Source organism: Pseudomonas sp. FG1 (genome assembly GCF_034313875.1).
In the GTDB taxonomy this organism is placed as follows: Bacteria; Pseudomonadota; Gammaproteobacteria; order Pseudomonadales; family Pseudomonadaceae; genus Aquipseudomonas; species Aquipseudomonas veronii.
In genome coordinates this window covers 3315415-3339156 of record NZ_JAVIWP010000001.1, presented here as the reverse complement: position 1 = coordinate 3339156, position 23742 = coordinate 3315415, and the positions used below count along the sequence as shown (strand labels likewise).

Below are 23742 nucleotides of genomic sequence, written 5' to 3'. Positions count from 1 at the left end.
CTGGCATTCTTGAAGACTTTCGCATTGCGCCGCTTTGAGCATGGGTAATGTGTTGGACACGGCGGACAGTAGGTCGAAAATGGCGGGCAAACACAGCAATACCAAGACACAGTATATTTCTCGCGCTAAAAAGACAGGCGGCGGTACAGCTGTCGGAGGCGGCGTCAACTTTCAGGCTGTCGCTACTGCCATTGTCGGGGTACATATTTTACGCGGCACTGCCTTGAACTGGCTCGAGGGTGTTTGCAGCGACAAACCCGTCGCAGTCTGGGCAGAAAGCGAGGGGCCTGGTGATGATCTCCGCATTGAGCTTGAGAACAATTCAAAGATTGAGATTCAGGCAAAAAAAGGTCTTGCTCGCGGCCGCAAGCTATGGACTGCTTTGCATTCAATTGCAGAGGCAATTCACAAAGGTCACTTGTCCTACGGAGTACTGGTGGTTGCATCTGATTCGAGCAAGACCATTTGTAAAGATCTAGCCACTGACATTGAGCGCCTCGGACAAGGCAGAACTGACTCGCTCACTGACATCGGTACAGACTGGGCTAAGCAATTGAGTAAGGCCAACATACCACCCCACGAGGTATGCCGCTGCATGAGGATCAGAGTGATCCACGCCCTCAGCGCTGAGGACACCAACATCAGCGCCGCTAAAGAGGTTCTACGTTACGTCTGTGCGCGGGAAAATGACGTTGATGCGGCTTGGAATTCCCTATATCGACAGGCTGTCCTGCTGATCGAAAAGCGCGGACGATGGACGTTGCAAGATCTGGTTCGCCTGCTCAGAAGCACAAATATTGCTATACGAGAGGATGACTTCCCTGCGTCTGTGTTGGATCGTCAAACCAAATGGGTCGTCGATACCAATGGTCACTTCTCCATTACCGGAGTACGACGCAAGATACCGCTTTTGTATCTGCTTCCCATGCATCTGGAAAGAATGGAGTTTAAGCGCTCCGAGTCAAACGATGCTTTATCCGCACTGGAGCGCTATCACAAAAGTACCGAGCGAAAGCCGTATAGCGAGGTGTTCGATTCTATCTGGACAGCACGCTTCAAAACGCTGGCAGTGGTCATCGCAGGCCCGGGCTTGGGAAAGTCCACAATGATCAAAGAGCTAGCTCATCAGTACGCTCAGGACGGCTATCTGGTGCTGAGTGTTGCACTTAAGCCGATCGCTGCAGCCATGCGGCAGGGTGGAGCGTTTTCAGAGTTGCTCCTGAACCACTCTCTTGATGGATCCGGGATATCACCTAGCCAGATCAAAAACGCAACACGTTTCAAATGGGTCGTACTGGCAGATGGGCTGGACGAATGTGGAAGCGCGCACCACGAGGTTGCAGAGCAAATCAATCGATTTGCCCTCGGCCATCCCAGTGCGCGAATTGTCGTGACCACCAGACCGATAGGCTACGACACAGCAGTATTGTCGAACTGGACTCATTACCGCCTTCTGCCCCCACTGAAGGACGAAGGTGCGGACAATCTCGCAAAGCTGGTGGGCGCTGCGTCGATAGATGAGTCGTCACAGTCAAGCGCTCCCGACATCTCGCAATATCAACTTGGACCAAACCCTCCAAGTGACACCATTTCGATCAGCCCACAGCTACTTGGAATGGCTGCGTCACTGATTTTGCATCGTTACACTTTGCCTCGCACGCGCCTAGAGCTTTACTCTCAACTCATCAATCTGTTTGAAAAGCTTCCAGCCGATACCGCGCCAGAGCAGACTGATGTCGCCGATACTGTCCTCAATATCATCGGCTGGAACCTAATCAGCAACCCGTTGATAACGTTCGACCAATTGATCGAGCGAACGGCAGCCACCTTGGCGCCCATGATGGGGACAACACCGTTGGCTTCGAAAAAGGACGTTAGGCTAGCGGTGGCTCACTGGGAAAGTGTAGGTCTGCTCGAAAAAATATTTCACGACGGTACCAAGCTACTGACCTTTATCCATAAGACCTTCTGCGAGTTTGTCGCTTCACGTTTTCTGGTTTGCCAACCCAAAGATCTAATCGAGCATGTGGTCGATCAACCAGACAAACAAGAGGTCATCAATTTTGCAGTTGGGCAAGGCTTGGCGGATGAGTTGATCGCGTTGTACCTAAGCCGACATGCCTCGGGGCGCCCACAACAATTGCAGCCAGCCCTTGCCTTGCTTGGACATCAAGAGATCCTGGTTTCTGATCGGTGGACGCAAGAGCTGATACGACAATCATTTAAAACAATCGAGGACGGTGCGAGCGACAAATTCAGCATAGGAATCGCACTCTCGGACGTCGGCGCAAAAGCGAGCCACCTCGTTGAAGCCGAAGCTGCGTCAAAACTTGAGGCATTCGATTCGGCAGTCAAGCTCGTAGCATGGGCTACAGCCGTCAGCTACGATTCCTCCCATTATGACGCCACGACCATAGCCGTCGCACTGCTGGAGTTGCTGCCGAAAGTAGAGCCGTTCAACATCCGGGATATTTTCGATAAGAAAGACCGCAGCGACCGCGAACTGGTGCAACGTGTTGCTTTGGCGGCATTGAAGGCGCAGCCGGATGATCGGATCAGATCCTTTGCTGAGCATGAGCTTAAGGACGAGAAACTCCGAACCGTAAATTTCATATTTCAAATCAACCATATCCTGCGCTCCCGAGGGATCGAAGAGTTACCAACGCCCTTGCCGGAAGCTAAAAGAGCCGTCTCGCCTGTCACTCTGTCCCCGGTGGGAGTTAGCTGGAGGCAGGCAAATCTTTACGCCTGCCGTTCAATCGCCACCGCTTTTATAAACGACAAAACTCCGGCAGGCCTTGAGCAAAAACGTCGTCGTGCGTTCCCTCAATTTGCCGGACTGATGAGTGCATCTGGGTTCATGACGGTGCCAGTCAGCGACCTTTACTCTTGGGCGCAAGCTCACGACGAGCATGCCGTGCACTCGACGATGAAAGCCGTTGCGGCGCTGATCCCTCTCGACGTGCATGCTCTGGCGCAAGAAGCCAGAGAAGTGCTTCATATACTCGACACAAATGCATGCGAATCGATGTTCGATTTTCTGCCTGCGGTTGATATAGCGCCACCCGCCTGGGAGAAAGTGACAGCCCTGCCGATCAACCGTGAGGAGGTCAAGCGCGCGCTTCTACACACCTCGACTTGGATCAATCATCTCGCCGCGAATATTTGCGAATACCTTCCGATGACACGAGATGAGCTTGAAGTGCTTCTGAGCAAAGCTAAGGGCTATTCGCTACGTTGTGTAATCAACCTGATTCTGCATCACCATTTTGAGGAAACAACCCAGATGATGTTGCAGCACCTGGACAGTGACGCAACGGGTGATGTGAGCGGAATTTTCGAGGTGCTGCGAAAACTTGATACCCCACCATCGACCGGGCTCATGAATTCAACGCTGGCATGTCTGTGTTCCGACAATGAAAAAGCCAGTGAGTCAGCAACCGAACTTCTCTGTCACTGGCTCGATCAAGGTATCCCTATTGACGAAACGCCCGTCGCCAAGGCTGTGGATCAGTGGGGCGGCCGCGACGGGTACATACACCATAGCTTCACCAGTACGCCGCTCCTTCCCTTGATTGAGCTTCTGAATAGAATCGAGGCAGCTCAATGATCACCGATACCTCCGGATGACGATTAACCTCGACCATCAATGGTATGAAAGCAAACGGTTGGGAGGATGACGGGGCAGCAGTGGACAGGTATCCATTTGCTCACGACGCTGGCGTTGATACCGTGGCAAGGCTGGACTGGCCCCTACAAAACCGGACACCGCCACCCCGTTAACTTGATGCCGTCTTCATACGCCTGAACTCTCTGGGAGAGCGGTATTTCAGCGCGCTGTGTGGATGCTGCTCGTTGTAATGTTCGAAAGCGATTGCCAGGTTGCGTAACGCCGTTTCGCGGTTCGGGCGAGGCATGTGGGCCACGTAGTCGCGCTTGATGGTCTTCACGAAGCTCTCGGCCATCCCGTTACTCTGCGGGCTGCGAACCGGCGTCGTGACAGGCTGCAAGCCGATTTGCTGTGCAAAGATCCGAGTCTGCTCTGCGATATAGGCCGAGCCATTATCGCTCAGCCACTGCACAGGCGTGCTGGGGAGCTGATCACCAAACCGCTTCTCTACGCTTTCCAGCATGAGGTCACGAATATCGTCGCCACTGTAGCCGGTCGGACTGGCCACCCAGCCAATCGCCTCTCGGTCGCAGCAGTCCAAGGCGAAGCTCACACTCAACTTGGCGCCGTCGTCGCAGCGAAATTCAAACCCATCGGAACACCATCGAGTGTTGCTAGTAGCAACAGCGACGCGACCTTCATGCTTGCGAGCAACACCAGGGTGTTTTACACGCCGTGCCAGCAAAAGTCGGTGGTCACGCATCACACGGTAGACCCGCTTCACATTGATCGCAGGCAGTGCCAACTGCTCGCGGGATCGGCGTAGCAGGCCCCACATTCGGCGATAACCATACGTGGGAAGATCACCAAGATGCTCCCTAATTTCGGCAACTACAGCCGTGTCATCCGAATGCCGGGCACGCCGGGCCTTTGGCTGCGCGCCTTGTTTGAGTCGAACCGTTAACTGAGAGCGCGACACACCGAGACTTTCGCTGACCAGTTTCACTGGTCGTCCCCCGGCAACAAGGGTGAGTGCGCAATCCATTTTCGCGAGCGAGCGATCTCCACGGCCTCTTTGAGCACTTCAGCTTCCATGGTCTTTTTGCCAAGCATTCGCTGAAGTTCGCGGATTTGCTTCAATGCATCGTTCAGCTCAGAAGCCGGAACGACAGCTTCGCCGGCACTGACCGCCGACAAGCTGCCTTCTTGGTAAAGCTTGCGCCACAGGAAAAGCTGGTTGGCATTTATGCCGTTGCGCCTAGCGACCACCGAGACGCTTTGTCCGGGTTCCAAACTTTCGCGCACCATGGCCAGCTTTTGCTCGGGACTCCAGCGCCGCCGGCGCTCCTGGCCAAGCAGTTAGCCGCCACCCTTATCGTTACTGTTAGTCATAAACATACCCGTTTGCCTACCCCTTATCCTAAGGGGGAAACGGTGTCCTGTCTTTCAAGGGGCTCGTTCAAAGGCGACGTTGGCCACCGCGGCGCAGATTGGAGGCGTTCCTGAACGACCAGAGCTTTGAAATGTTTGGGGTAGGAGTTTCGTTGGCGCATGGGGATCGACTTGCAGGATTGGGGATGACACTGAACCAGAATTTCGATTTCACATGTAATCACACCTACATGGTGACGATCCCCGTGGGCCCGGGGAACTCGGGGTGTTGGCGCTGATTGAAAACTGACCCACCCTGCCGATTGAAAATTGACCCAGGACGGATTGCTGATTTCTGTCCCAGCAATTGTGGATAAGCTTAGCAGCAGTGGGCCGATTCAAGACGCATCAACCCCCACCGCATGTAGGCATGCAGCAGGGTATTTATGGTGCGGATCAAAATGGCTCATCGTCCTCGACATCATCTCCGTCCTTGCGCTTTCGTTCCCGTGACTTGATCTTTGTCTGGGCGGCCAAGGTGCTGTGTTGTAGGCGGTAGGACTCGTTGCCCGTTTCGACGATGTGGCAGTGATGTGTCAGCCGATCCAACAACGCGGTGGTCATCTTGGCGTCGCCAAACACACTCGACCATTCCGAGAAGCTGAGGTTGGTGGTGATGACCACGCTGGTGTGTTCGTACAGTTTGGACAGCAGGTGAAATAACAGGGCACCGCCGCTTTGGCTAAAGGGCAAATATCCCAGCTCATCCAGTATCACCAGGTCTGTGCGAAGCAGTCCCTGGGCGATTCGCCCTGCCTTGCCATCGTACTTCTCACGCTCCAGCAGATTCACCAGATCCACCGTGGAAAAGAAGCGCACGCGTTTGTTGTGGGCCGTGATTCCGGATACAGCCAAGGCACTGGCCAGGTGTGTTTTCCCGGTTCCAGGGCCGCCAATGAACACGACATTCTGCGCCGTTTCAGTGAACGCTAAGCTGGATAGATCGCTGACCAGCCGGGCATCAGCGCTGGAAGCGCTGAAGTCAAAGCCAGCTAAGTCACGGTGCATGGGGAGTTTTGCCATGTTCATCTGATGATTCACCGAGCGCACCGCGCGATCCGCATGTTCCTGCTGAAGCAGATGTTCCAGCAGCCATTTCGATGAAGCCGTCGACGCTGTTCCTTGAGAGACCAGTTCTTCCCAAGCACTGGCCATGCCGTGCAGGCGAAGTTCTTTGAGTTCAGTCATTAGGTCACGCATTGCGATTCTCCTCATCGGTCGCACGGAGCCGGTCGTAGCGTGCTGTATTGGCAACAGGCGCGACCTTGAGTTGCAGGCTGGTTTCTACACTGGGAGGTAGTGCGGTGGAGGTCAGGCGGGCAAGGACATTGAGGATGTGATCGGCGCTCAGACTTCCCGATTCAAGTACCAGCTCCACCGCCACCAGCACAGGTTCGAGCCCCGCAATTGGCACAGCAGCCAGTACCTGCATCATGATTCGATCACCGTTGGTGTGACGCCTCAGTCCTCGTTTGAGAAGCCGTAACGGTTTTGGCAGATCAGCAAATGGCGCACCGTTGCGCAATGCACCAGGCTTGCGTTCGATGAGTGGGATGTAGTGCTGCCAGTCAAAACTGACCTGATCTCGATCAAAGAGGCGCTCGTGACTGGCGATCACCGTTTCGTCAGCAATGACCACGATCCGCGAAGGGTACAAACGGCTACTGACCCACTGGCCGACGCGCTCACATGGCACTGAATAGCGATTTCGCGCCACGCTGATCAGGCAGGTGCTGGAGACCCGCACGGTACGCTCGACGTAGCCATCAAATGCCGTCGGCATTGGCATCATTTCGACCTGCTCCAGCTCTAAGACCTCGGCCACCGTCAGCCCGTTGTACTGCGGATGCACCAGTTCGCTCCAGAGCGACCGACAACGTTGGCCGAGCCAGACATTCAGTTCCTCGAAGGTGTGAAACATACAGTTTTGAGCATCGAGCCAGATTCGCCTCCGGCTGTCCTGAACGTTCTTTTCGACGATGCCTTTTTCCCAGCCAGAGGCCACGTTGCAGAAGTCCGGATCGAACAGATAGTGCGCGCACATCACGGAAAACCGGGCGTTGACCGTGCGCCCTTTGCCTTTGTTGACCTTGTCGACAGCCGTTTTCATGTTGTCGTAGATGCCGCGACGCGGCACACCACCCAACGCTCCAAACGAACGGGTGTGGGCATCAAACAGCATCTCGTGGCCTTGGCTGGGGTACGCAACTAACCAGAATGCGCGGCTGGCACACAGCTTCATGTGGGAGACCTGGATACGTCGAAAAAGACCACCGATCAGCAGACCTTCTTCGCTCCAGTCAAATTGAAAGGCCTCACCGAGCGCAAACGTCAGCGGTACAAAAGCGCGTAAAGACTTGCCTTGCTCGCCTCGCCAAGAGCGCACAAACGCCGTGAGCTGGCTGTAACCGCCGTCATAACCCTCGGCTTTGATCTGCTCAAAAAGTGCTTTGGCGCTCCTGCGGTTGTGTTTTGGCCGGAACGAATCGGCCTTGAGCGCCTGCTCCAGGGTCTCGTGAAAAGGGCTGAGCTTATTGAAGGTTGCGCACCGTTGGTACGCTGGCTGAATGGCTTCGGGCGCTCTGACCCATTTTCGGATGGTGTTTCTCGACAGCCCGGTACGCTTGGCTATCTGATGCAGCGAGAGCTTGTCGCGGAAGTACATCCGCCGGATTTTTCCCAACATTTCCATGCTGATCACCCTGTGTTCTCCTGCTCGAAAAGTGAGCAGAAGCAGTTGAACACCTGGGTCAGTTTTCAGTCGGCAGAAGAGCCTCTACTGGGTCAGTTTTCGGTCAGCGGCAACACACGAACCACACTCGGCGGCCGCTCGCCCAGCAAGTCAATCTGTTGGCCAAGCTCTATCTTTCGTCTTGCCTCTTTGAGCCAGGCGCCGAGAGCCGGATTTTTCGCCTTTACCCATCGCCAGGGCGTCTCCAGCTGCCCCAGGCAGTCAAATTTGGGGTAGATGCTCACCTCCCAGTCCACAGGCTTGCCCTCGTCAAAGTCAAAGATGGCCTGCATGGGGTCACCTAAGATCCGACTAGGAAGGAAGTCAGCCAAAGCGCAGACCAACGCGTGCTGTAAGTCCGAGCAGTCTTGATACTCGTCCACATAGACGCCGACGTAGCTGGCCGACACGGCCTGCCGAATGAACCCCTTAGCTAGCAGACCAGAGCAGCACTCATAGAGCTTGTTCCATTGCTTGCTGGTCGGGTTTTCAATTTTCCACCCTGACGTTTTGGGGTAGGCCAGGCAAAGTCGCAGCGCCCAGCTGGCGATCGTGTCCACCTGATATTGAGAGGAGCGAACACCTAAGTTGGTCATCTTCGTCTTGATGGAGTTCACCCCGGCAAAGGTATGCGTCAGGATCAGTTGTCTGCCACTGGAAGCTTTCACTGCCAACGCGATGAGGTGTGTCTTTCCATACCCCGCAGGTGCGAGTACATACCCCTTAGTAGCGCAGTCGTTGAGCTTGATCGCCAACTCTTCAGACATGCTCAGCCCACTCCCAAAGTTTTCCGAGCTCAAGCGCAAGGTTCTTTTTGCCGAAGGCGGCATCTTGGAAGGCCGGGCATATTTCCTTGAACCATAGGTCACCTCTAGTGGTGTCCTTGAACCAGCCAGATTTTTTCGCGGCAACGCCGATAGCAACACGCAGCTCAGGACTTTCCCCCCACACGGCACAATCTTTGTCTAAGGGGCCGGCAAATTTGGATAGCACCTGGTCACGCACAGGGAATCCCAGCTTACCTTGAGCAAGCTTCAAGCTCGCCAACACCGCGGGCCATGGCAGATCTTGGAAAGCCCGCTCTTCAAGTGAAAGATTCTCGCTCCATACAAAAGTCGGAATGCCCATTTTGCGAAGCTCAGCTTCATCTGCAATGGAAAACTGATCTTGCGCATCGGCATCAGCCAATACGGATACGTCATAGCAGAGTGATTTGAAGGCCTTGGCAAGTGCCTTTACCTTGTTCCCACTCTTTGCGTCCAACAGCGCTACACCGTGAAAGGAAAACGGATCCTTTGCGTTGTCTATCTGGTAGTCGTCAAAACCTCTCAGGAAGCCGACTTCGGTAGCGCCCTCGCACACCACGACTTTCTTCGCCAGAAATGCTTCGGTGCTCGAGCGAATCTTTCCCTGAACCTCGTGCTCTTCAAGTCCCTGCTCACCAGCCGAGATGATCGTAACCGTCCCGCCTCTGCTGTGGACGATATGAAGGTCCTGTACGGTGAGTTCGCGAAGCACCATGGGCGAATGCGTAGTCAGGAAATATTGCCCGCGGTTGTCTTCCCTAATGTGCTTAATGAGACGTGTGATTCTGTGCGGCTCCAAGCCGAATTCCAACTCGTCGAACAGAGTGATGTGGCCTTCGTCCAACCCCGCCCTTTGGATTCCGCACTGAAGCATGCGGCGAGACCCGAGCCCCAACTGACGCAGCGGTATTTCGCCGTCATGCAGGGCAAGTCCACCTACCCGCAGGTTGATGGAAGCCAAGTCGAGGTGAGCCTTGAAGGCATCTGATACGGGAACACCAAGCAGCTTCGCAATATCCTGAGATTTGATCGCTGCAGCATCAAAATTTGTAAGGGTGACAGGCCGGTCAATATCCAGCGAGTTTCTGGCGGTTCTTGACGCATTGGCTAACAGCTCGCTCAAGCTCTGTGCTGCGGTCAGCTTGGCAAGTGCGGTTCCGTTTGCCCAGGAAAGCTCTCTCTCGCTGTATACACCGATGAGGCCCACTCCAACCTTGGTTCTGTCGGCCTGCTTGAAAGGGACACCCTCTGGATTACGGTCACAGACCACTGTCCATTTCGGTTCTAAGTCCTTCTCGACCGTCAGCCGGACAGTTAGCACGCTTTCCAGATGGTCATCGGGCTCATCCTCGAGTTTCCGAGTTGTCGCATCCCAACCCCGTAGATGCAGACCGTACTTGTTGAGCGCGCAGAAATCCTCATGCAAATTGCCGATCGTGATTTCGATGTTTATGCAGTCAGCAATCCGGCACTGATAGAAATCAGAATCGCTGAAGGCGAGATTCCATTGGGGGTGGAACGTGTAGCGGATGGCTTCCAAGATTGTGGACTTGGACGAGTCACCTTTCCCTATGAGGCAGATGATATCGGCCGCTGGTAGGTTCCATTCAAGCTCTTTCACTCCACGAAAGTTCTTGATCACTATCTTTCTGATTTTCACCGACCAGTATCCTTCTGAGCATCGACTATGAGAGCGAGCAAAATCCTTCGGTACCGCCTCGGCCGGCGCTCCCGAGCACAGCAACAAATTGAGATTAACCGTGCCCCATCATAGATATATCCAGTGGCTTGGGGAACTAGCTGTGCATTTGGATATGTTGTAATGGCGCAGGGCCAGCGAGGCGATATCAAGCACCTACCTGTCGGTATGCTTGCGAAATTCAAGGGGGCGCGGGACTATGTGGGTTTGGCGAGAAGCAAGGGAAAAGTGGTTACTGGCAGGGGCTGTAGGCGTCCTAGTTATTATTGTCCTGATTAACCTGAAGCTGTCACTCTGGCCTTGGCTGGATGATAGTCAGGTTGCAGTATTCCTTCGTGCTGATGCAACTAGCAGTGTAAGCAGTGACCTGTTGGTCGGTCTCTTCTCGGCGTATGTATTCTACGTGATCGTCGAGCTTATGCCTCGCCACCGGAGAGAGGAGCTGACATTGAGGCCCCTAAACATGATCGTCGCGGCAGTGATCGACGCATACGAGCGCTCAAGGGTTTTTGGACATGAGACCCCCATCACTTCAATCGACTTGGCCGTACTTGATATAGAAAAGCTTAAGGTTCACAAAAGCGAGCTGGTGACCAAGAGGGATCTGCTGAGGGTGAAGTTCGCGATGGAGACTGGGCATTCCAGGTACCCCGACTTCCAGCACGCCCTGGCAATGGCAGCTTCAATCTCGCCAGAACACGCATTGAGCTGGCTCGTGCTGACTGACAAGGTTCGTTTGCTTGCCGAGCAGTATGAGCTATGGCCAGTGAACCCATTCGTTGACAACTATCTCGGCCAACCGACTGTCGAGCAGCGTGGGGATACAAAGCTCATGGAGGTGTACGTCCAGTACCAGAAAGATATGGTATCGATTGAAGGTACGCTGCGCCTCAGGGTTACTGAGGTTATCGAAGCCACAATTTTCTGGTTGGAGCTGCAGGTCACATAGCCCTTGATCTCCCCCCATACTTTGCATTGCCATATCTGCATAGGTGCTCCACCCACCCCCAAATCTAACAAGCACGACGCTATGAACAATGAGAAGCCCGAAGATTCCTCCATCGACATCAACTGCTTCAGGCCCACTTGGCTCAGCTTCATGCCAAACATCCACAAGCGGTACACGCTGTACTATGACGAGACGAACAACATCCGTCGTCTAACGATCACGGACACCGGGCTGCTGAATCACGACGCTCTGGACTGTTTTGTCCTAGGCGGCATTGCCTTAGAGCAGGGAGCGGTGCTTCCTGACATCGCGGTGCTCAGAGCGCAGCTACGAATTCAGCCGTCTGCGCCGGAGTTGAAGCTCAGGCACCTCGTACAAGGAGATTACGCAGCTTGCCTCGGCTCGCGAAAGGTTGAGCACTTCCTCACCTGGGTCCTGGAGGCCCCGGTTTACACCCACTACTCCAACTTCAGCGTCTTGAACTGGTCCATCGTAGACCTTATTGATTCACTCATTGTCCACGAGCGCTTTAGACATCTGGGAGCGGTGCACGACAAACTGAAAAACGAACTGCACACACTCGTCCGGCTCGACCCACTCAGTTACTTCCGCCTACTCCAGACCTTCGACTACCCCAGCGTGTCCGTCGAACGGGTTCCGGAATTCGTGAGAGCCGTTCGCGCTTTTTTGTTTCGCCAAGGATTCGTGCTCAGAAACTTCGCGACAATGACTCTGTGCGATCTGCTGCAAGACGCCGCGGACAATACAACACTCGACTTTTTGGTCAGCAACGACTCGGGCGTTCTGGTGGACAGCTTCGATACCGTGTTCCTCAATCGGCTGGCCACATTCACGAACGCCGTTCACGTGTTTGACGAAGAACCTCAGATCCGCGCGCGCTTGGAGCCGCGACGAATCGTCTGCCGCGACCAACCCATCATGTACCGTTTTGCCAACTCGAGGAGCGAGCCTGCCATCCAGGTTTCGGACGTTCTATGCGGTATTCTGGGTAAGCATTTCAGTTGCATGGAAAAGCTTAGCATTGAACAACTTGAATCTTGGAAAATGAACCTTTCAGAGCAACAGCGCCGTAACGTCGCCTTGCTGGCCAAGTTAACCGACAAGGCGGACGAAGAATGCCCCGCCTTGATCTTCAACCAAGCGCCTAACGACAGCAAAGCCAAGAGTTTGTGGTTCCTGCATGGGATCGAGTACCCGGAGGACTACCGGGACTGTTGAGCGTCGAGCCGAACGCACTGTGAGGCGAGGTCTGGAAGCGTCCTGTTGCATGTCCATCTACGCAGTCCGCCTTGCAGCAGGGAGAGGAGGACAGCGAATGTCTCTTCAAGCCGAGAGCTGCCGGCCCTGCTCGGTCTGGCCTAGGATACCAAGTCCGAAGGTGACTTAGCCGGACGCTTACTCACTATGTCGTTGAGGAGCTCGACAGGGCAGCCAGGGATTGCATGAGATAGAGCTCTGAACGGCTTACAAAAACTTCAACGTGGTATTCATTAGGAGGGATAAACGAAATGAGGCGACCGATCTAGATGTTGCTCCCCCCAGATTGGTCGCTCCTTCTACTTCAGAGTCGAAACGCCTTTAACGTAAGCCTGTAAGGCTGCTAGACCGATCAGCCCTAGATCGCCATGATCGGTGATGCCGAAAATTCAAAGTGATTCGGCCGTTAGGCCTCTAGCACCCATGCTGTTATCACCAGATTCCTGCTGCATGCTCAGAAAATCCATTGAACGTCGGCCGCTCTGCGCCATGTATGCTTCGGGCTTAGGCGGAGAAACGCCGACCTCTAGCGCGTCTAATAAATCCGCCCAATATTGCATCATCCTACGTCTCGGCTCGACGTATTCCGCATGATTGTATGCAGCCCGAACTTGATTGGCATCCGCATGGGAAAGCTGCGCCTCAATCCATTCTTCTACAAAGCCAACCTCGTTGAGCGCCGTAGAGATGGTGCCTCTGATGCCATGACCAGTGAGCCTTCCTTTGTAACCCATCCGGCTGATCGCGGTGTTAAGGGTATTTTCGCTGATCATTTCCTGCGGTTCGTATCGGTGAACCAGCAGATACCGTGCACCGCGCGCCCTCAACTGCATCAGCCGATGCACAATTGCAATTGCTTGAATAGAAAGCGGAATCACATAAGGCGGGATCTCATTCCCCTGCGTTCGCACACGACTCCGGAGCTGCTTCACACCCTCTGGCGGCACCAACCAGATCCCCTTGTCGAAGTCGAATTGATCTGGAGTCGCCGCCCGTAGCTCTCCTGTGCGCACGCCCGTCAGCAATAATAGACGAATACCGAGTCGTGTCTTTTCTGCACATTCATAATTGGTGACGGTCCTTAGCAATCCTGGAAGTTCATTTACTTGGAGGAAGGGATTATGGCGAACTGGCCGAGGCATCTCGGCAACGATATCAAGGTCTGCTGCAGGGTTTACATCAACGAGCCCTTCCGCCATAGCAAAACGAAAGATCTGGTTGAGCCAGGTGCGTACCTTTCGAGCGGAGACCAGCGCCCCTCTGCGCTCAATTCGCCTAATGAGCTCCAGCACGTCACCACGAGAAATATCCGCGATCGGAAGATCGCCCAAACACGGCAGCATGTCCTTCTTCAGGTATTTGCTCGCTTGCCCTGCACTACCCTTCTTACTTTTCGTCAGTTTTTTACTTCGGAACTCATGCCAGCGATCAGAAACCGCTTCAAACGTGTTGTTGGCGGCGTGAGAGGCTTTCTGCCTCTCGGCACGACGATGCGATCGGGGATCGATATTGTTGGCCACCAGCGCACGCGCAGCCTCTCTCCGCCGACGAGCCTCCTTGAGACCCACGTCGGGATAGGTGCCGAGGGAAATACGCAATTGCTTGTCATGCCAATAGAAACGGAAATGCCAGCGCTTCGAACCCGTCGTGGGCACCTGCAGAGATAAGCCATCCCCATCAGTTAACGTATAAGGCTTGCTGGCGGGCTTGGCTTGCTTGATCGCTGTATCTGTCAGAGCCATCAGACACCTCCTTTTAGATCAAGGAGGGGAATACAACCCAGCGGTAGGCGAACCAATACGAAAATTGATGCGCAAGAAATCGTAAAAGGTTGTGCCAGCGGTGTACTTAAATGTGTACTTAAAAACCGTGGCTGGAGATGGATTCCAGTGGAATTCAGAAAACGAAAAAAGCGGCACAAGGCCGCTATTTCCGTGGCTTCCAGGCGTTCAGTGGGCCTTAGTGGAAGCAAATATGGCGCAGCGGACGGGACTCGAACCCGCGACCCCCGGCGTGACAGGCCGGTATTCTAACCGACTGAACTACCGCTGCGCGTAACACTTGAAGCGAATGGTGGGTGATGACGGGATCGAACCGCCGACCCTCTGCTTGTAAGGCAGATGCTCTCCCAGCTGAGCTAATCACCCTTCGTTTCGGTGTGGCGCGCATTCTACGGAGCGACCCAAGGTCTGGCAAGCACTTTCTTAAATCTTTTTTTTCAGCCCTTCCAATGGCTTAGGCAGGGTTGGCCTCAGCCGCTATCAAGACAATAATGCCCCCCTTTGTATAAAGGAGAGACTCACCCCATGTGGTTCAAGAACCTGCTTATCTATCGCCTGACCCAAGATCTGCCTGTTGATGCCGAGGCGTTGGAAACTGCAATGGCCACCAAACTGGCGCGCCCTTGTGCAAGCCAGGAGTTGACCACTTACGGTTTCGTCGCACCTTTCGGTAAAGGCGAAGACGCTCCTCTGGTTCACGTCAGCGGTGATTTCCTGCTGATCGCTGCGCGCAAGGAAGAACGCATCCTGCCGGGTAGCGTGGTGCGTGACGCCGTGAAAGAGAAGGTCGAAGAGATCGAAGCCGAGCAAATGCGCAAGGTCTATAAAAAGGAACGGGACCAGATCAAGGATGAAATCATCCAGGCCTTCCTGCCGCGCGCGTTTATCCGTCGTTCGTCGACCTTCGCCGCGATCGCGCCGAAACAGGGCCTGATCCTGGTCAACTCGGCCAGCCCGAAACGCGCCGAAGACCTGCTGTCGACCCTGCGTGAAGTGATCGGCACCCTGCCGGTGCGCCCACTCACCGTGAAAACCGCGCCAACCGCGGTCATGACCGACTGGGTCACCACCCAGAAACCGGCCGATGACTTCTTCGTCCTCGACGAATGCGAACTGCGCGACACCCACGAAGACGGCGGCATCGTGCGCTGCAAGCGCCAGGACCTGACCAGCGAAGAAATCCAGCTGCACCTGAGCACCGGCAAAGTGGTGACCCAACTGTCGCTGGCCTGGCAGGACAAGCTGTCCTTCATGCTCGACGACAAGATGACCGTCAAGCGCCTGAAGTTCGAAGACCTGCTGCAGGACCAGGCCGAACAGGACGGTGGCGACGAAGCCCTGGGCCAACTGGACGCCAGCTTTACCCTGATGATGCTGACCTTCGGCGAATTCCTGCCGGCGCTGATCGAAGCATTGGGCGGCGAAGAGACCCCACAGGGTATCTAAGCGCACTATCGCCTTACTGTAGGAGCGAGCTTGCTCGCGAAAAACCTGAGCGCGCCGCGTGCATTCAAAATGCCCGCGTCATCGTTGACGATTTTCGCGAGCAAGCTCGCTCCTACAATGGTTTTTCCGTACACCTAATAATAAGGACTTCCCCATGCGCGCACTCGCCGCCTTGAGTCGCTTCGTCGGCAATACCTTCGCCTACTGGGTGTTGATCTTTGCTGTGCTGGCCTTCGTCGAACCCGGCTGGTTCATCGGTTTGAAAAGCGCCATCGTCCCGCTGCTGGGCCTGGTGATGTTCGGCATGGGGCTGACCCTCAAACTCGAAGACTTCGCCGAAGTCGCCCGCCATCCGTGGCGCGTGGCCCTGGGCGTGGTCGCGCACTTTGTGATCATGCCGGGCGTGGCCTGGTTGCTGTGCCGGGCCTTCAACCTGCCGCCCGAAATCGCCGTCGGCGTGATCCTCGTCGGCTGCTGCCCAAGCGGCACCTCGTCCAACGTGATGACCTGGCTGGCCCGTGGCGACCTGGCGTTGTCGGTGGCGATCGCCGCCGTCACCACCCTCCTCGCGCCACTGCTGACCCCGGCGCTGATCTGGCTGCTGGCTTCGGCCTGGCTGCCGGTGTCGTTCATGGAATTATTCTGGTCGATCCTGCAAGTGGTGCTGTTGCCGATCGTGCTTGGCGTGGTGGCGCAACGTGTGCTCGGCGAGCGGGTCCGCCATGCGGTGGAGGTGCTGCCGCTGGTATCGGTGGTGAGCATCGTGATCATCGTCGCCGCCGTGGTGGCCGCCAGCCAGGCCAAGATCGCCGAGTCGGGCCTGCTGATCATGGCCGTGGTGATGCTGCACAACAGCTTCGGTTACGTGCTGGGCTATTTCACCGGCCGCCTGTTCAAGCTGCCGTTGGCGCAACGCAAGTCGCTGGCGTTGGAAGTGGGCATGCAGAACTCCGGGCTGGGTGCCGCGCTGGCCAGCGCGCATTTTTCGCCGCTGGCCGCGGTGCCGAGTGCGCTGTTCAGCGTCTGGCACAATATTTCCGGAGCGCTGCTGTCGACGTACTTCCGCCGCATGAGCGAAAAGGAAGACCGCCGCACCCTGGAAGCCACTGCAAAAACTTGATCGCTCGATCAATCTTCGGCACTCTACCGAACGCCGCGGGGACGACCCCGCGACGCTATCGCGTACACATCAGGGGACGACCCCGCTTTTATAGAGGGAGGTCATCATGTCCTGGATCATTCTGGTTTTCGCCGGGCTGTTCGAAGTCGGCTGGGCCGTCGGCTTGAAATACACCGACGGCTTCAGCAAGCCGCTGCCCACCGCCCTGACGATTGCCGCCATGGCCATCAGCCTCGGCCTGTTGGGGCTGGCCATGAAGGAATTGCCGCTGGGCACCGCCTACGCCATCTGGACCGGTGTGGGTGCAGTGGGCACGGTGATCGCCGGGATTATCCTGTTCGGGGAATCCATGGCGCTGTTCCGGTTGGCCAGTGTGGCGTTGATCATCGCCGGGTTGGTGGGGCTCAAGATCAGCGCGTAGCCTCTGCCGGCACGCAGTCTCGCGCCCCACCTACATAATTACTCCGCAGCAATGATCGACGCACGGTTACGTATAGCGCTGGCGTAATGGCAGACCAAACTCGTAGAGCAGCGCGTTTTCGGTGAAGGGCCAGACGTTGTAGGTGGAGGCCGGCAGATTCGGGTCGAATTTATAGGGGGCGTGGCTGGTGAAGAGTCCGACCGCCTGGCGCTCAAAATTATCCTCGTACACCGGCATGAACCGGGGTCGGCCATTTGAGTCGTAGCCCACCATTTTGGTGCCTGAAAAAGTCGTACCTGTCAGCGCAGAGCCTTCACCAAAATTGATCGCATGGGCGAGCTCATGTTGCAGAACAACGATCGGAGGCCGTTGGTCCCCCGGAACAATGAAGTTAGGTTGATACGTCAGGACCGGATCTGTTGCAGGTATGCCCGCAACGCCGTCTTTGACAAAACCGTCGCCATAATCAGCACGGCGGCCTTCATCGCTGCGCGTAACTCCGAGACCTGGATCACTGTAGTCATAGAAACTACCATCGGCCCCTTGTCGGATCTTGACAGGCGCTTCAAGCGAATCGATTTTTGCAAGCACCCTCTGCCCCACCGGCGAGCCTCTGAGAAACTCAAGGTCATCATTTACACGCTGGCGGAACTCCGGGCTGCCTTCGACTTTGATCCCGCGATGACCGACGTCAAGGGGGGCGACTTCCCGAAAGCCTGACTGGGAACGGAGCTGGCTCAGATCGTCGACCCCTCGCCGTCCGAAGACACGATCATTTTCATTGGTTGTCTGGACAGTATCCCGCCCCCTCCCGGTATAAATAGCATTGCTGTCTCCCCCGACGATATGGTCATCGCCCGGTCCGCCATGCAGAATGTTGTGCCCCCTTCCGCCATAAATCAGATCGTTATCCTCCCCGCCATCCACGTAGTTGGTTTTGGTATCTGGCCCTCCGCCTGCACGCAATTCATCGCTGCCTTTGCCACCGTAAATCACAGCATTGCCACTGCCCCCGGTGATAAAGTCATTTCCATCATTACCTTCAGCGTAGCTTTCACCGCTGCCCAGGTTAATCACGTCAGAACCCTCCCCGCCAAACACATTCGTCTTGCCCGACCCGGCGTAAACCGTATCGTTACCCGCGCCGGCATAGATAAACGTTTCCCGACTGCCCCCGTAACCGATGCTGACGCCATCATTCCCCCCGCCGGTTTCGACCACAACGCCCTGTTTGATTGCGGGATTTTCATGATGTTGAATGTCGTAGGATTTCCCATTGATCTGCGCGAGGAGCCCACCGTCCCGGCTTTCTTCGATATGGATAGAATCATCACCATTGCCGGTTTTGATGCGAAGGGTCTCATGATTCCGCTGTGCTCGAGACGAGGTGCCACGTTCGCGAGTAATGCTGACATTGCCATCATGGTATCCCCGACTCGGGTCGACCTTGGTCGGCGCAGAGGGTGATGAAGGGCTGCCAAAATCAATACTGCCTTGCTGGCCCTCGGCCTTGGCGCGAACCTGTTCACGACTGGGCGCGCTCTGGAAGTATGAATCGGCCGGCGCAGCATCAGATTGCCTTGCACGCCGCTGGAGATCGGAGTCACTGCCATAAGTCACCGGGCCAGCCTCGACTGAACCGATCTCCACCCTGGATGGCCCATGAGTATTGTTGTACATAAACGGCACATTGGCAGTGATCGGAGCCGCATGCGCGGCCTGTCTGACGGGATCACTCGCCGCGCGATAGGCCGAGTTGGCTTTTTGATCTTCGCCGGAGTAAGCCAGCTGCGGCTGCGGCTGCGGTGAAGAAGTAGAAGTAGAAGTAGAAGTAGAGTCCATCGTTAGCTCCCGTCATACGCAGAGGAAGACGATAACTCTGTGGCGTGCTGACCGAAAACGTTCCTCCAATAGAGTGAAAAATTACCGGACTGGGCATGAAGGAGCCGCGTCACGCCGGAACATCCTGGCGCCACACCGCTCGCCAGCAGCACGCATGCCGAGTAAACCCGGCTCGCTACTTCACCGCCCCCCGCAGCGCCCCGACCAAACCCTGCAAGTGCGACGGTGTCGCTGCCTGCGCCGTTACCGGCTGGCCGACCACCAGTGTCACGCGCGACCAAATGCGATGAAAGAAGCCCTTGTTAGGGTCGCGGCTGAAAAAACTCCCCCACAAGCCCTGCAACGCCAATGGAATCACCGGCACCGGCGTCTCTTCCAGAATGCGCGTCACACCACCGCGGAACTCGTTCATCTCGCCGTCACTGGTCAACTTGCCTTCCGGGAAGATGCACACCAACTCGCCGTTCTTCAGGTACTGCGCAATTCGTGTGAAGGCTTTTTCGTAGATCTGGATGTCTTCATTACGCCCGGCAATCGGAATCGTCCCGGCGGTGCGAAAGATGAAGTTGAGCACCGGCAAGCGGTAGATCTTGTAGTACATGACAAAGCGAATCGGCCGACGCACCGCACCACCAATCAACAGCGCATCGACGAACGAGACGTGGTTGCACACCAGCAAGGCCGCACCTTCGTCCGGGATCAGTTCCAGGTTGCGATGCTCGACGCGGTACATGGAATGGCTGAGCAGCCAGATCATGAAACGCATGGTGAACTCGGGGACGATCTTGAAGATGTAGGCGTTGACCGCCACGTTGAGCAGCGACACCACCAGGAACAGCTCGGGGATCGACAGCTTGGCCACGCTCAGCAGCAGGATCGACACAATCGCCGAGACCACCATGAACAGCGCGTTGAGGATGTTGTTGGCGGCGATCACCCGCGCCCGTTCGTTCTCGGCGGTGCGCGACTGGATCAGTGCATACAACGGCACGATATAGAAACCGCCGAACACACCCAGGCCGAGGATATCGAACAACACCCACCAGGCCTGGCCGTACCCGAGCACCGCCAGCCAGTCGTTGGCCTGCACGTTCTGCGGCATGCCGCCGGAATGCCACCACAGCAGCAGGCCGAACACCGTCAGGCCGAAGGAGCCAAACGGCACCAGGCCGATTTCCACTTTACGCCCGGAGAGTTTTTCGCAGAGCATCGAGCCCAGCGCGATGCCCACCGAGAACACCGTGAGGATCAGGGTCACCACGGTTTCGTCGCCGTACAACCACTCCTTGGCGTAGGCCGGGATCTGCGTCAGGTAGATCGCGCCGACAAACCAGAACCACGAGTTGCCGACGATCGAGCGCGACACCGCCGGGGTCTGCCCCAGGCCCAGGCGCAAGGTGGCCCAGGACTGGCTGAAGATGTTCCAGTCCAGCCGCAGTTGCGGCGAAGACGCCGCCGCCCGCGGAATGCCGCGGCTGGCCAGGTAACCCAGCAGCGCTACACCGACAATCGCCACCGCCACCACCGGCGCGTAATGGGTGGACGACATCATGATCCCGGCGCCAATGGTGCCGGCCAAGATCGCCAGGAACGTGCCCATTTCCACCAGGCCGTTGCCGCCCACCAGCTCATCCTCGCGCAGCGCCTGAGGCATGATCGAGTACTTCACCGGACCGAACAGCGCCGAGTGGGTGCCCATGGCAAACAACGCCAGCAGCATCAGTTGCAGATGATTGAACAAAAAGCCGGTGGCGCCGACGGCCATGATCACGATCTCGCCGACCTTGATCGCGCGGATCAACGCGTCCTTGTTGAATTTCTCGCCAAACTGCCCGGCCAGCGCCGAGAACAGGAAGAACGGCAGGATAAACAACAAGGCGCACAGGTTGACCCAGATGGCGCGGTCACCGTCGATGGTCAACTTGTAGAGAATCGCCAGGATCAGCGATTGCTTGAAGATGTTGTCGTTGAAGGCACCCAGCAACTGGGTAATGAAGAACGGCAGAAAGCGCCGTGTGCGCAGCAAGGTGAATTGTGAGGGGTGGCTCATCGTCCGTGTTCCTGCGTGGCCTGGTTTTTTTTCAGGCCACGACTTTACCTAATCCCGCTTACTTATTCCCTAATCCTGCAATACACGGCGAAACAAAAAGCTCACCTTTATAGGCCCCCTGCACGGTGCGCTTGGCGACGACCAGCCACATCAGCGCCAACGCCAGCACCAGCACGCCACCCACTACGCTGAAGAACCCCAGGTGCAACACATTCGCCAGCTTCAACGTGGCCAGGGCGTAGACCCCCAACGGAAAGGTGAAGCCCCACCAGCCCAGGTTGAACGGGATGCCGGCGCGCAGGTAACGCAGGGTGATCAGCACCGCGATCAGCATCCACCACAAACCGAAGCCCCACAGGGTAATCCCGGCTATCAGGCCCAGGCCGTAGGCGATTTCACCGACAGTGGGCAAGCCATTGGCGGCGAAGATCGCCGGTGCATCGCCGCCCAGCAGCAGCATACCGAGGGCGCCGGTGCCGATCGGGCCAAGTGCCAGCCAGCTCGACGCGGCCATGTTGGCGTGGGGCAGCTTATGCAGGGCCATGCGCAGCATCAGGATGGTCAGAATGCTGAACGCCACCGGCAGGGAAAATGCCCACAGCACGTAGCTGGTCACCAGCATCACCAGTTGCCCGTGGGCATCCGCCAGGTGCGTCGCCAACAGGCCACCGCTGGCGGCGGCGACTTCGGCGGCGACCACCGGCAACAGCCAAACGGCGGTCATCTGGTCGATGCTGTGTTCCTGGCGCGTGAACATCATGAACGGAATCAGCACACCGCAGGCCACTGCCATCGCCACATCCAGCCACCACAGCGCTTCGGCCAGCGGCACCACACCAGCACCCCAGCGCGGCAGGCCGAACAGCAGCAAACCGTTGAGCAGCGTAGCCAGGCCCATGGGAATGGTGCCGAAGAACATCGACACCGTGGAGTGCCCGAAGATCCGTCGCGCTTCGTCGAAAAACATCACCCAGCGCGCCGCATACAAGGCGCTGAACAGGATGAACAGGCCGATGGTGAACAGCCACAGCCCTTCGGCGATGGCGTACATGCCGGGCAGGTTGACCGGCAGTTGCGCCAGCGCCAGCGCCAACACCCCGGTGCCCATGGTGGCGGCGAACCAGTTCGGGGTGAACTGGCGGATCACTTCCCGCGGACGGGCCAGGTGGCTGAAGGGTTTGTAGTTCAGGGTGGTCGAGCAGGTCATGATGGCAATCCTCTTCCTCGTAGGAGGTTGGGGCCATGGTAGAACCTGAGCGCATATCTATATAACGGGTAATATCTCTAACTGTTATCTATTTTACCAATATAGCGTCAGGCGCTGCCCTTGCACCCGACCCGCAATGCATCCTGGCGCAGCAACCCGGCCAGGGCGCCGAGGGTCAGCATGATCAGCACGACACCATAGCCGTCCGTGGTGGCAATGAGGCCAAAACTGCGGATCAGATTGCCCGCCAGCAAAGACGGCAGGCAGAACGCCAGGTAGCTCAGCACGTAAAACGCCGACATCAACCCCGCCCGCTCATGAGGCAAGGCCAGCGGCACCACACTGCGCAAGGCCCCGAGAAAGCCCGCGCCAAAACCACTGCCGGCGATCAACGTGGCGACGAAAAACAGCGGCAGGCTGGCGCTGTGGACCGCCGCGAGGATCAGTGCCACGCCAACGGCCAGCAGGCTGGCGCCCAACCGCAGGACCTTCTGGGCCGGGCGATTGCGCAGGCTGAAAATCATCAGCGCGCCGCTCAAGGTCAACACCGCGACCAGGCCGCCACCGATCAGGTTGGAGGTCGAGCCGGTCGCCGCCCGCACCAGCGACGGCGCCAGGGACAGATAGAAGCCGCCCATGGCCCACACCGCCACGTCCACCGGCAACGACAGCCACAACGCCCGGCGCGCTTGCGGCGGCACGTGCAGGGTCGGGCGCAATGACGCCAGCGCGCCGGGGATGCGGCTGACGGTTTCCGGTAAACGCCACACATACATGGCCTGCCCGAGCATCAGCGCGAGCAGTGTCCAGTAGATCAACTGGGTGGGCAGCGGCGCGAATTCCACCAGCAGGCTGCTGCCCATCGCGCCACAAGCCATGCCCAGCAAGGGCGCGACGCTATTGACCAGCGGCCCCTGTTGGCGGTCGGTGTCGAGCAGGGCCGCGCCCAATACCGCGGTGGCCATGCCGGTGGCGAAACCCTGCAGCGTCCGTGCGGCGATCAGCCAGGCCACGCCGCTCTCATTGATAAACAGCAGCATCGCCAGCATATTCAGGCCCAGTGCGGCAAAAATCACCGGCTTGCGCCCCAGGTGATCCGACAGCGAACCCACGGTCAACAGCGCCGCCAGCAAGCTCAAGGCGTAGACCCCGAAGACCAGTGTGAGCATGCCCGAGGAAAAATGCAGGCCCTCCTGGTACAGGTGATACAACGGCGTCGTTGCGCTGGAGGCCGCCAGGAACGTCAGCAAGGTGATCGCCAGGAACACCAGGCTGGAACGATGAGAAGTGAGGCTGGACATGGGCACGCTCCGCTAAAGCTAATATTTTGCTTTTGTCGAGTGTGCTACTGCTCGCCGCTTAAAGCAAATT

Annotated in this window: 16 protein-coding genes and 2 tRNA genes; 6 read left to right on the top strand and 12 right to left on the bottom strand. The window is 56.8% G+C overall.

The features are described from left to right. Positions 1 to 79: 79 nt before the first annotated feature. Entirely contained in the window at positions 80 to 3610 is a 3531-nt protein-coding gene (locus RGV59_RS15505) for an NACHT domain-containing protein (protein WP_126586961.1), read from the top strand. A gap of 169 nt (positions 3611 to 3779) precedes the next feature. Here RGV59_RS15505 and RGV59_RS15500 read toward each other — a convergent pair. The 5 genes from RGV59_RS15500 to RGV59_RS15480 all read right to left on the bottom strand — a co-directional run bounded on the left by RGV59_RS15500 (position 3780) and on the right by RGV59_RS15480 (position 10238). Then, positions 3780 to 4918, bottom strand: a protein-coding gene (locus tag RGV59_RS15500; RefSeq protein WP_260473902.1) for an IS3 family transposase whose coding sequence is annotated in 2 segments (ribosomal slippage) — positions 3780 to 4654 and positions 4654 to 4918 — 1140 coding nt in all. Because the reading frame shifts where the segments join, the coding sequence is not laid out codon by codon here. Between the two features lie 519 nt (positions 4919 to 5437). Further along, positions 5438 to 6241, bottom strand: coding sequence for an IS21-like element ISPsy20 family helper ATPase IstB (gene istB / locus RGV59_RS15495; RefSeq protein WP_029241171.1), 804 nt, complete (start codon positions 6239 to 6241; stop codon positions 5438 to 5440). Continuing rightward, positions 6234 to 7733: an IS21 family transposase gene (istA, locus tag RGV59_RS15490; RefSeq protein WP_102619021.1), complete on the bottom strand. Its 1500-nt coding sequence runs from the start codon at positions 7731 to 7733 to the stop codon at positions 6234 to 6236. Before istA ends, istB begins: the two co-directional genes overlap by 8 nt. Positions 7734 to 7825: 92 nt before the next feature. Further along, positions 7826 to 8539, bottom strand: coding sequence for a UvrD-helicase domain-containing protein (locus RGV59_RS15485; RefSeq protein WP_260473933.1), 714 nt, complete (start codon positions 8537 to 8539; stop codon positions 7826 to 7828). Next, a complete protein-coding gene (locus RGV59_RS15480; protein ID WP_126587397.1) occupies positions 8532 to 10238 on the bottom strand; it encodes an ATP-dependent nuclease in 1707 nt (568 codons plus the stop codon). The genes RGV59_RS15485 and RGV59_RS15480 overlap by 8 nt, the downstream gene beginning before the upstream one ends. 238 nt (positions 10239 to 10476) lie before the next feature. On the opposite strand from RGV59_RS15480, the gene RGV59_RS15475 reads away from it, so the two are divergent. Both RGV59_RS15475 and RGV59_RS15470 read left to right on the top strand, forming a co-directional pair. Continuing rightward, the gene (locus RGV59_RS15475; protein ID WP_126587396.1) at positions 10477 to 11226 is read left to right on the top strand and encodes a hypothetical protein; all 750 of its coding nucleotides are present in this window, start codon (positions 10477 to 10479) and stop codon (positions 11224 to 11226) included. A gap of 81 nt (positions 11227 to 11307) precedes the next feature. Beyond that, a complete protein-coding gene (locus RGV59_RS15470) occupies positions 11308 to 12465 on the top strand; it encodes a DUF3800 domain-containing protein (RefSeq protein ID WP_126587395.1) in 1158 nt (385 codons plus the stop codon). 428 nt (positions 12466 to 12893) lie between these two features. On the opposite strand, the gene RGV59_RS15460 is transcribed toward RGV59_RS15470, so the two are convergent. The 3 genes from RGV59_RS15460 to RGV59_RS15450 all read right to left on the bottom strand — a co-directional run bounded on the left by RGV59_RS15460 (position 12894) and on the right by RGV59_RS15450 (position 14651). Beyond that, complete coding sequence (locus RGV59_RS15460; protein ID WP_126587394.1) at positions 12894 to 14246, bottom strand: tyrosine-type recombinase/integrase; 1353 nt, start codon at positions 14244 to 14246, stop codon at positions 12894 to 12896. Positions 14247 to 14479: 233 nt separating this feature from the next. Further along, positions 14480 to 14556, bottom strand: a tRNA-Asp gene (locus RGV59_RS15455). Between the two features lie 19 nt (positions 14557 to 14575). Next, positions 14576 to 14651 (bottom strand) — tRNA-Val (locus RGV59_RS15450). A 159-nt stretch (positions 14652 to 14810) separates the two neighbouring features. On the opposite strand from RGV59_RS15450, the gene rdgC reads away from it, so the two are divergent. The 3 genes from rdgC (at position 14811) to sugE (ending at position 17272) form a co-directional block, all read left to right on the top strand. Further along, entirely contained in the window at positions 14811 to 15731 is a 921-nt protein-coding gene (gene rdgC / locus RGV59_RS15445; protein ID WP_017846844.1) for a recombination-associated protein RdgC, read from the top strand. Positions 15732 to 15885: 154 nt separating this feature from the next. Next, positions 15886 to 16851, top strand: a complete 966-nt coding sequence (locus RGV59_RS15440; RefSeq protein WP_017846843.1) for a bile acid:sodium symporter family protein — start codon at positions 15886 to 15888, stop codon at positions 16849 to 16851. Positions 16852 to 16957: 106 nt separating this feature from the next. After that, entirely contained in the window at positions 16958 to 17272 is a 315-nt protein-coding gene (gene sugE, locus RGV59_RS15435; protein WP_017846842.1) for a quaternary ammonium compound efflux SMR transporter SugE, read from the top strand. Positions 17273 to 17338: 66 nt separating this feature from the next. Here sugE and RGV59_RS15430 read toward each other — a convergent pair whose 3' ends face one another. From RGV59_RS15430 to RGV59_RS15415, 4 genes are all read right to left on the bottom strand, one after another. Further along, complete coding sequence (locus RGV59_RS15430) at positions 17339 to 19114, bottom strand: M91 family zinc metallopeptidase (RefSeq protein WP_050558747.1); 1776 nt, start codon at positions 19112 to 19114, stop codon at positions 17339 to 17341. Between the two features lie 175 nt (positions 19115 to 19289). Continuing rightward, positions 19290 to 21164 (bottom strand): MFS transporter, encoded by a 1875-nt coding sequence (locus tag RGV59_RS15425; protein ID WP_126586533.1) that lies wholly within the window; start codon positions 21162 to 21164, stop codon positions 19290 to 19292. A gap of 58 nt (positions 21165 to 21222) precedes the next feature. Beyond that, entirely contained in the window at positions 21223 to 22371 is a 1149-nt protein-coding gene (locus tag RGV59_RS15420; RefSeq protein WP_017846837.1) for a TDT family transporter, read from the bottom strand. A gap of 107 nt (positions 22372 to 22478) precedes the next feature. Continuing rightward, a complete protein-coding gene (locus RGV59_RS15415) occupies positions 22479 to 23672 on the bottom strand; it encodes an MFS transporter (protein WP_126586535.1) in 1194 nt (397 codons plus the stop codon). Positions 23673 to 23742 lie beyond the last annotated feature (70 nt).

Coding starts and splice junctions, on each gene's coding strand:
- RGV59_RS15460 (WP_126587394.1), bottom strand. CDS start 14,246: ATGGCTCTGACAGATACAGCGATCAAGCAAGCCAAGCCCGCCAGCAAG.
- RGV59_RS15415 (WP_126586535.1), bottom strand. CDS start 23,672: ATGTCCAGCCTCACTTCTCATCGTTCCAGCCTGGTGTTCCTGGCGATC.
- RGV59_RS15425 (WP_126586533.1), bottom strand. CDS start 21,164: ATGAGCCACCCCTCACAATTCACCTTGCTGCGCACACGGCGCTTTCTG.
- RGV59_RS15505 (WP_126586961.1), top strand. CDS start 80: ATGGCGGGCAAACACAGCAATACCAAGACACAGTATATTTCTCGCGCT.
- rdgC (WP_017846844.1), top strand. CDS start 14,811: ATGTGGTTCAAGAACCTGCTTATCTATCGCCTGACCCAAGATCTGCCT.
- RGV59_RS15420 (WP_017846837.1), bottom strand. CDS start 22,371: ATGACCTGCTCGACCACCCTGAACTACAAACCCTTCAGCCACCTGGCC.
- RGV59_RS15485 (WP_260473933.1), bottom strand. CDS start 8,539: ATGTCTGAAGAGTTGGCGATCAAGCTCAACGACTGCGCTACTAAGGGG.
- RGV59_RS15470 (WP_126587395.1), top strand. CDS start 11,308: ATGAACAATGAGAAGCCCGAAGATTCCTCCATCGACATCAACTGCTTC.
- RGV59_RS15440 (WP_017846843.1), top strand. CDS start 15,886: ATGCGCGCACTCGCCGCCTTGAGTCGCTTCGTCGGCAATACCTTCGCC.
- sugE (WP_017846842.1), top strand. CDS start 16,958: ATGTCCTGGATCATTCTGGTTTTCGCCGGGCTGTTCGAAGTCGGCTGG.
- RGV59_RS15475 (WP_126587396.1), top strand. CDS start 10,477: ATGTGGGTTTGGCGAGAAGCAAGGGAAAAGTGGTTACTGGCAGGGGCT.
- istB (WP_029241171.1), bottom strand. CDS start 6,241: ATGCGTGACCTAATGACTGAACTCAAAGAACTTCGCCTGCACGGCATG.
- RGV59_RS15430 (WP_050558747.1), bottom strand. CDS start 19,114: ATGGACTCTACTTCTACTTCTACTTCTACTTCTTCACCGCAGCCGCAG.
- istA (WP_102619021.1), bottom strand. CDS start 7,733: ATGGAAATGTTGGGAAAAATCCGGCGGATGTACTTCCGCGACAAGCTC.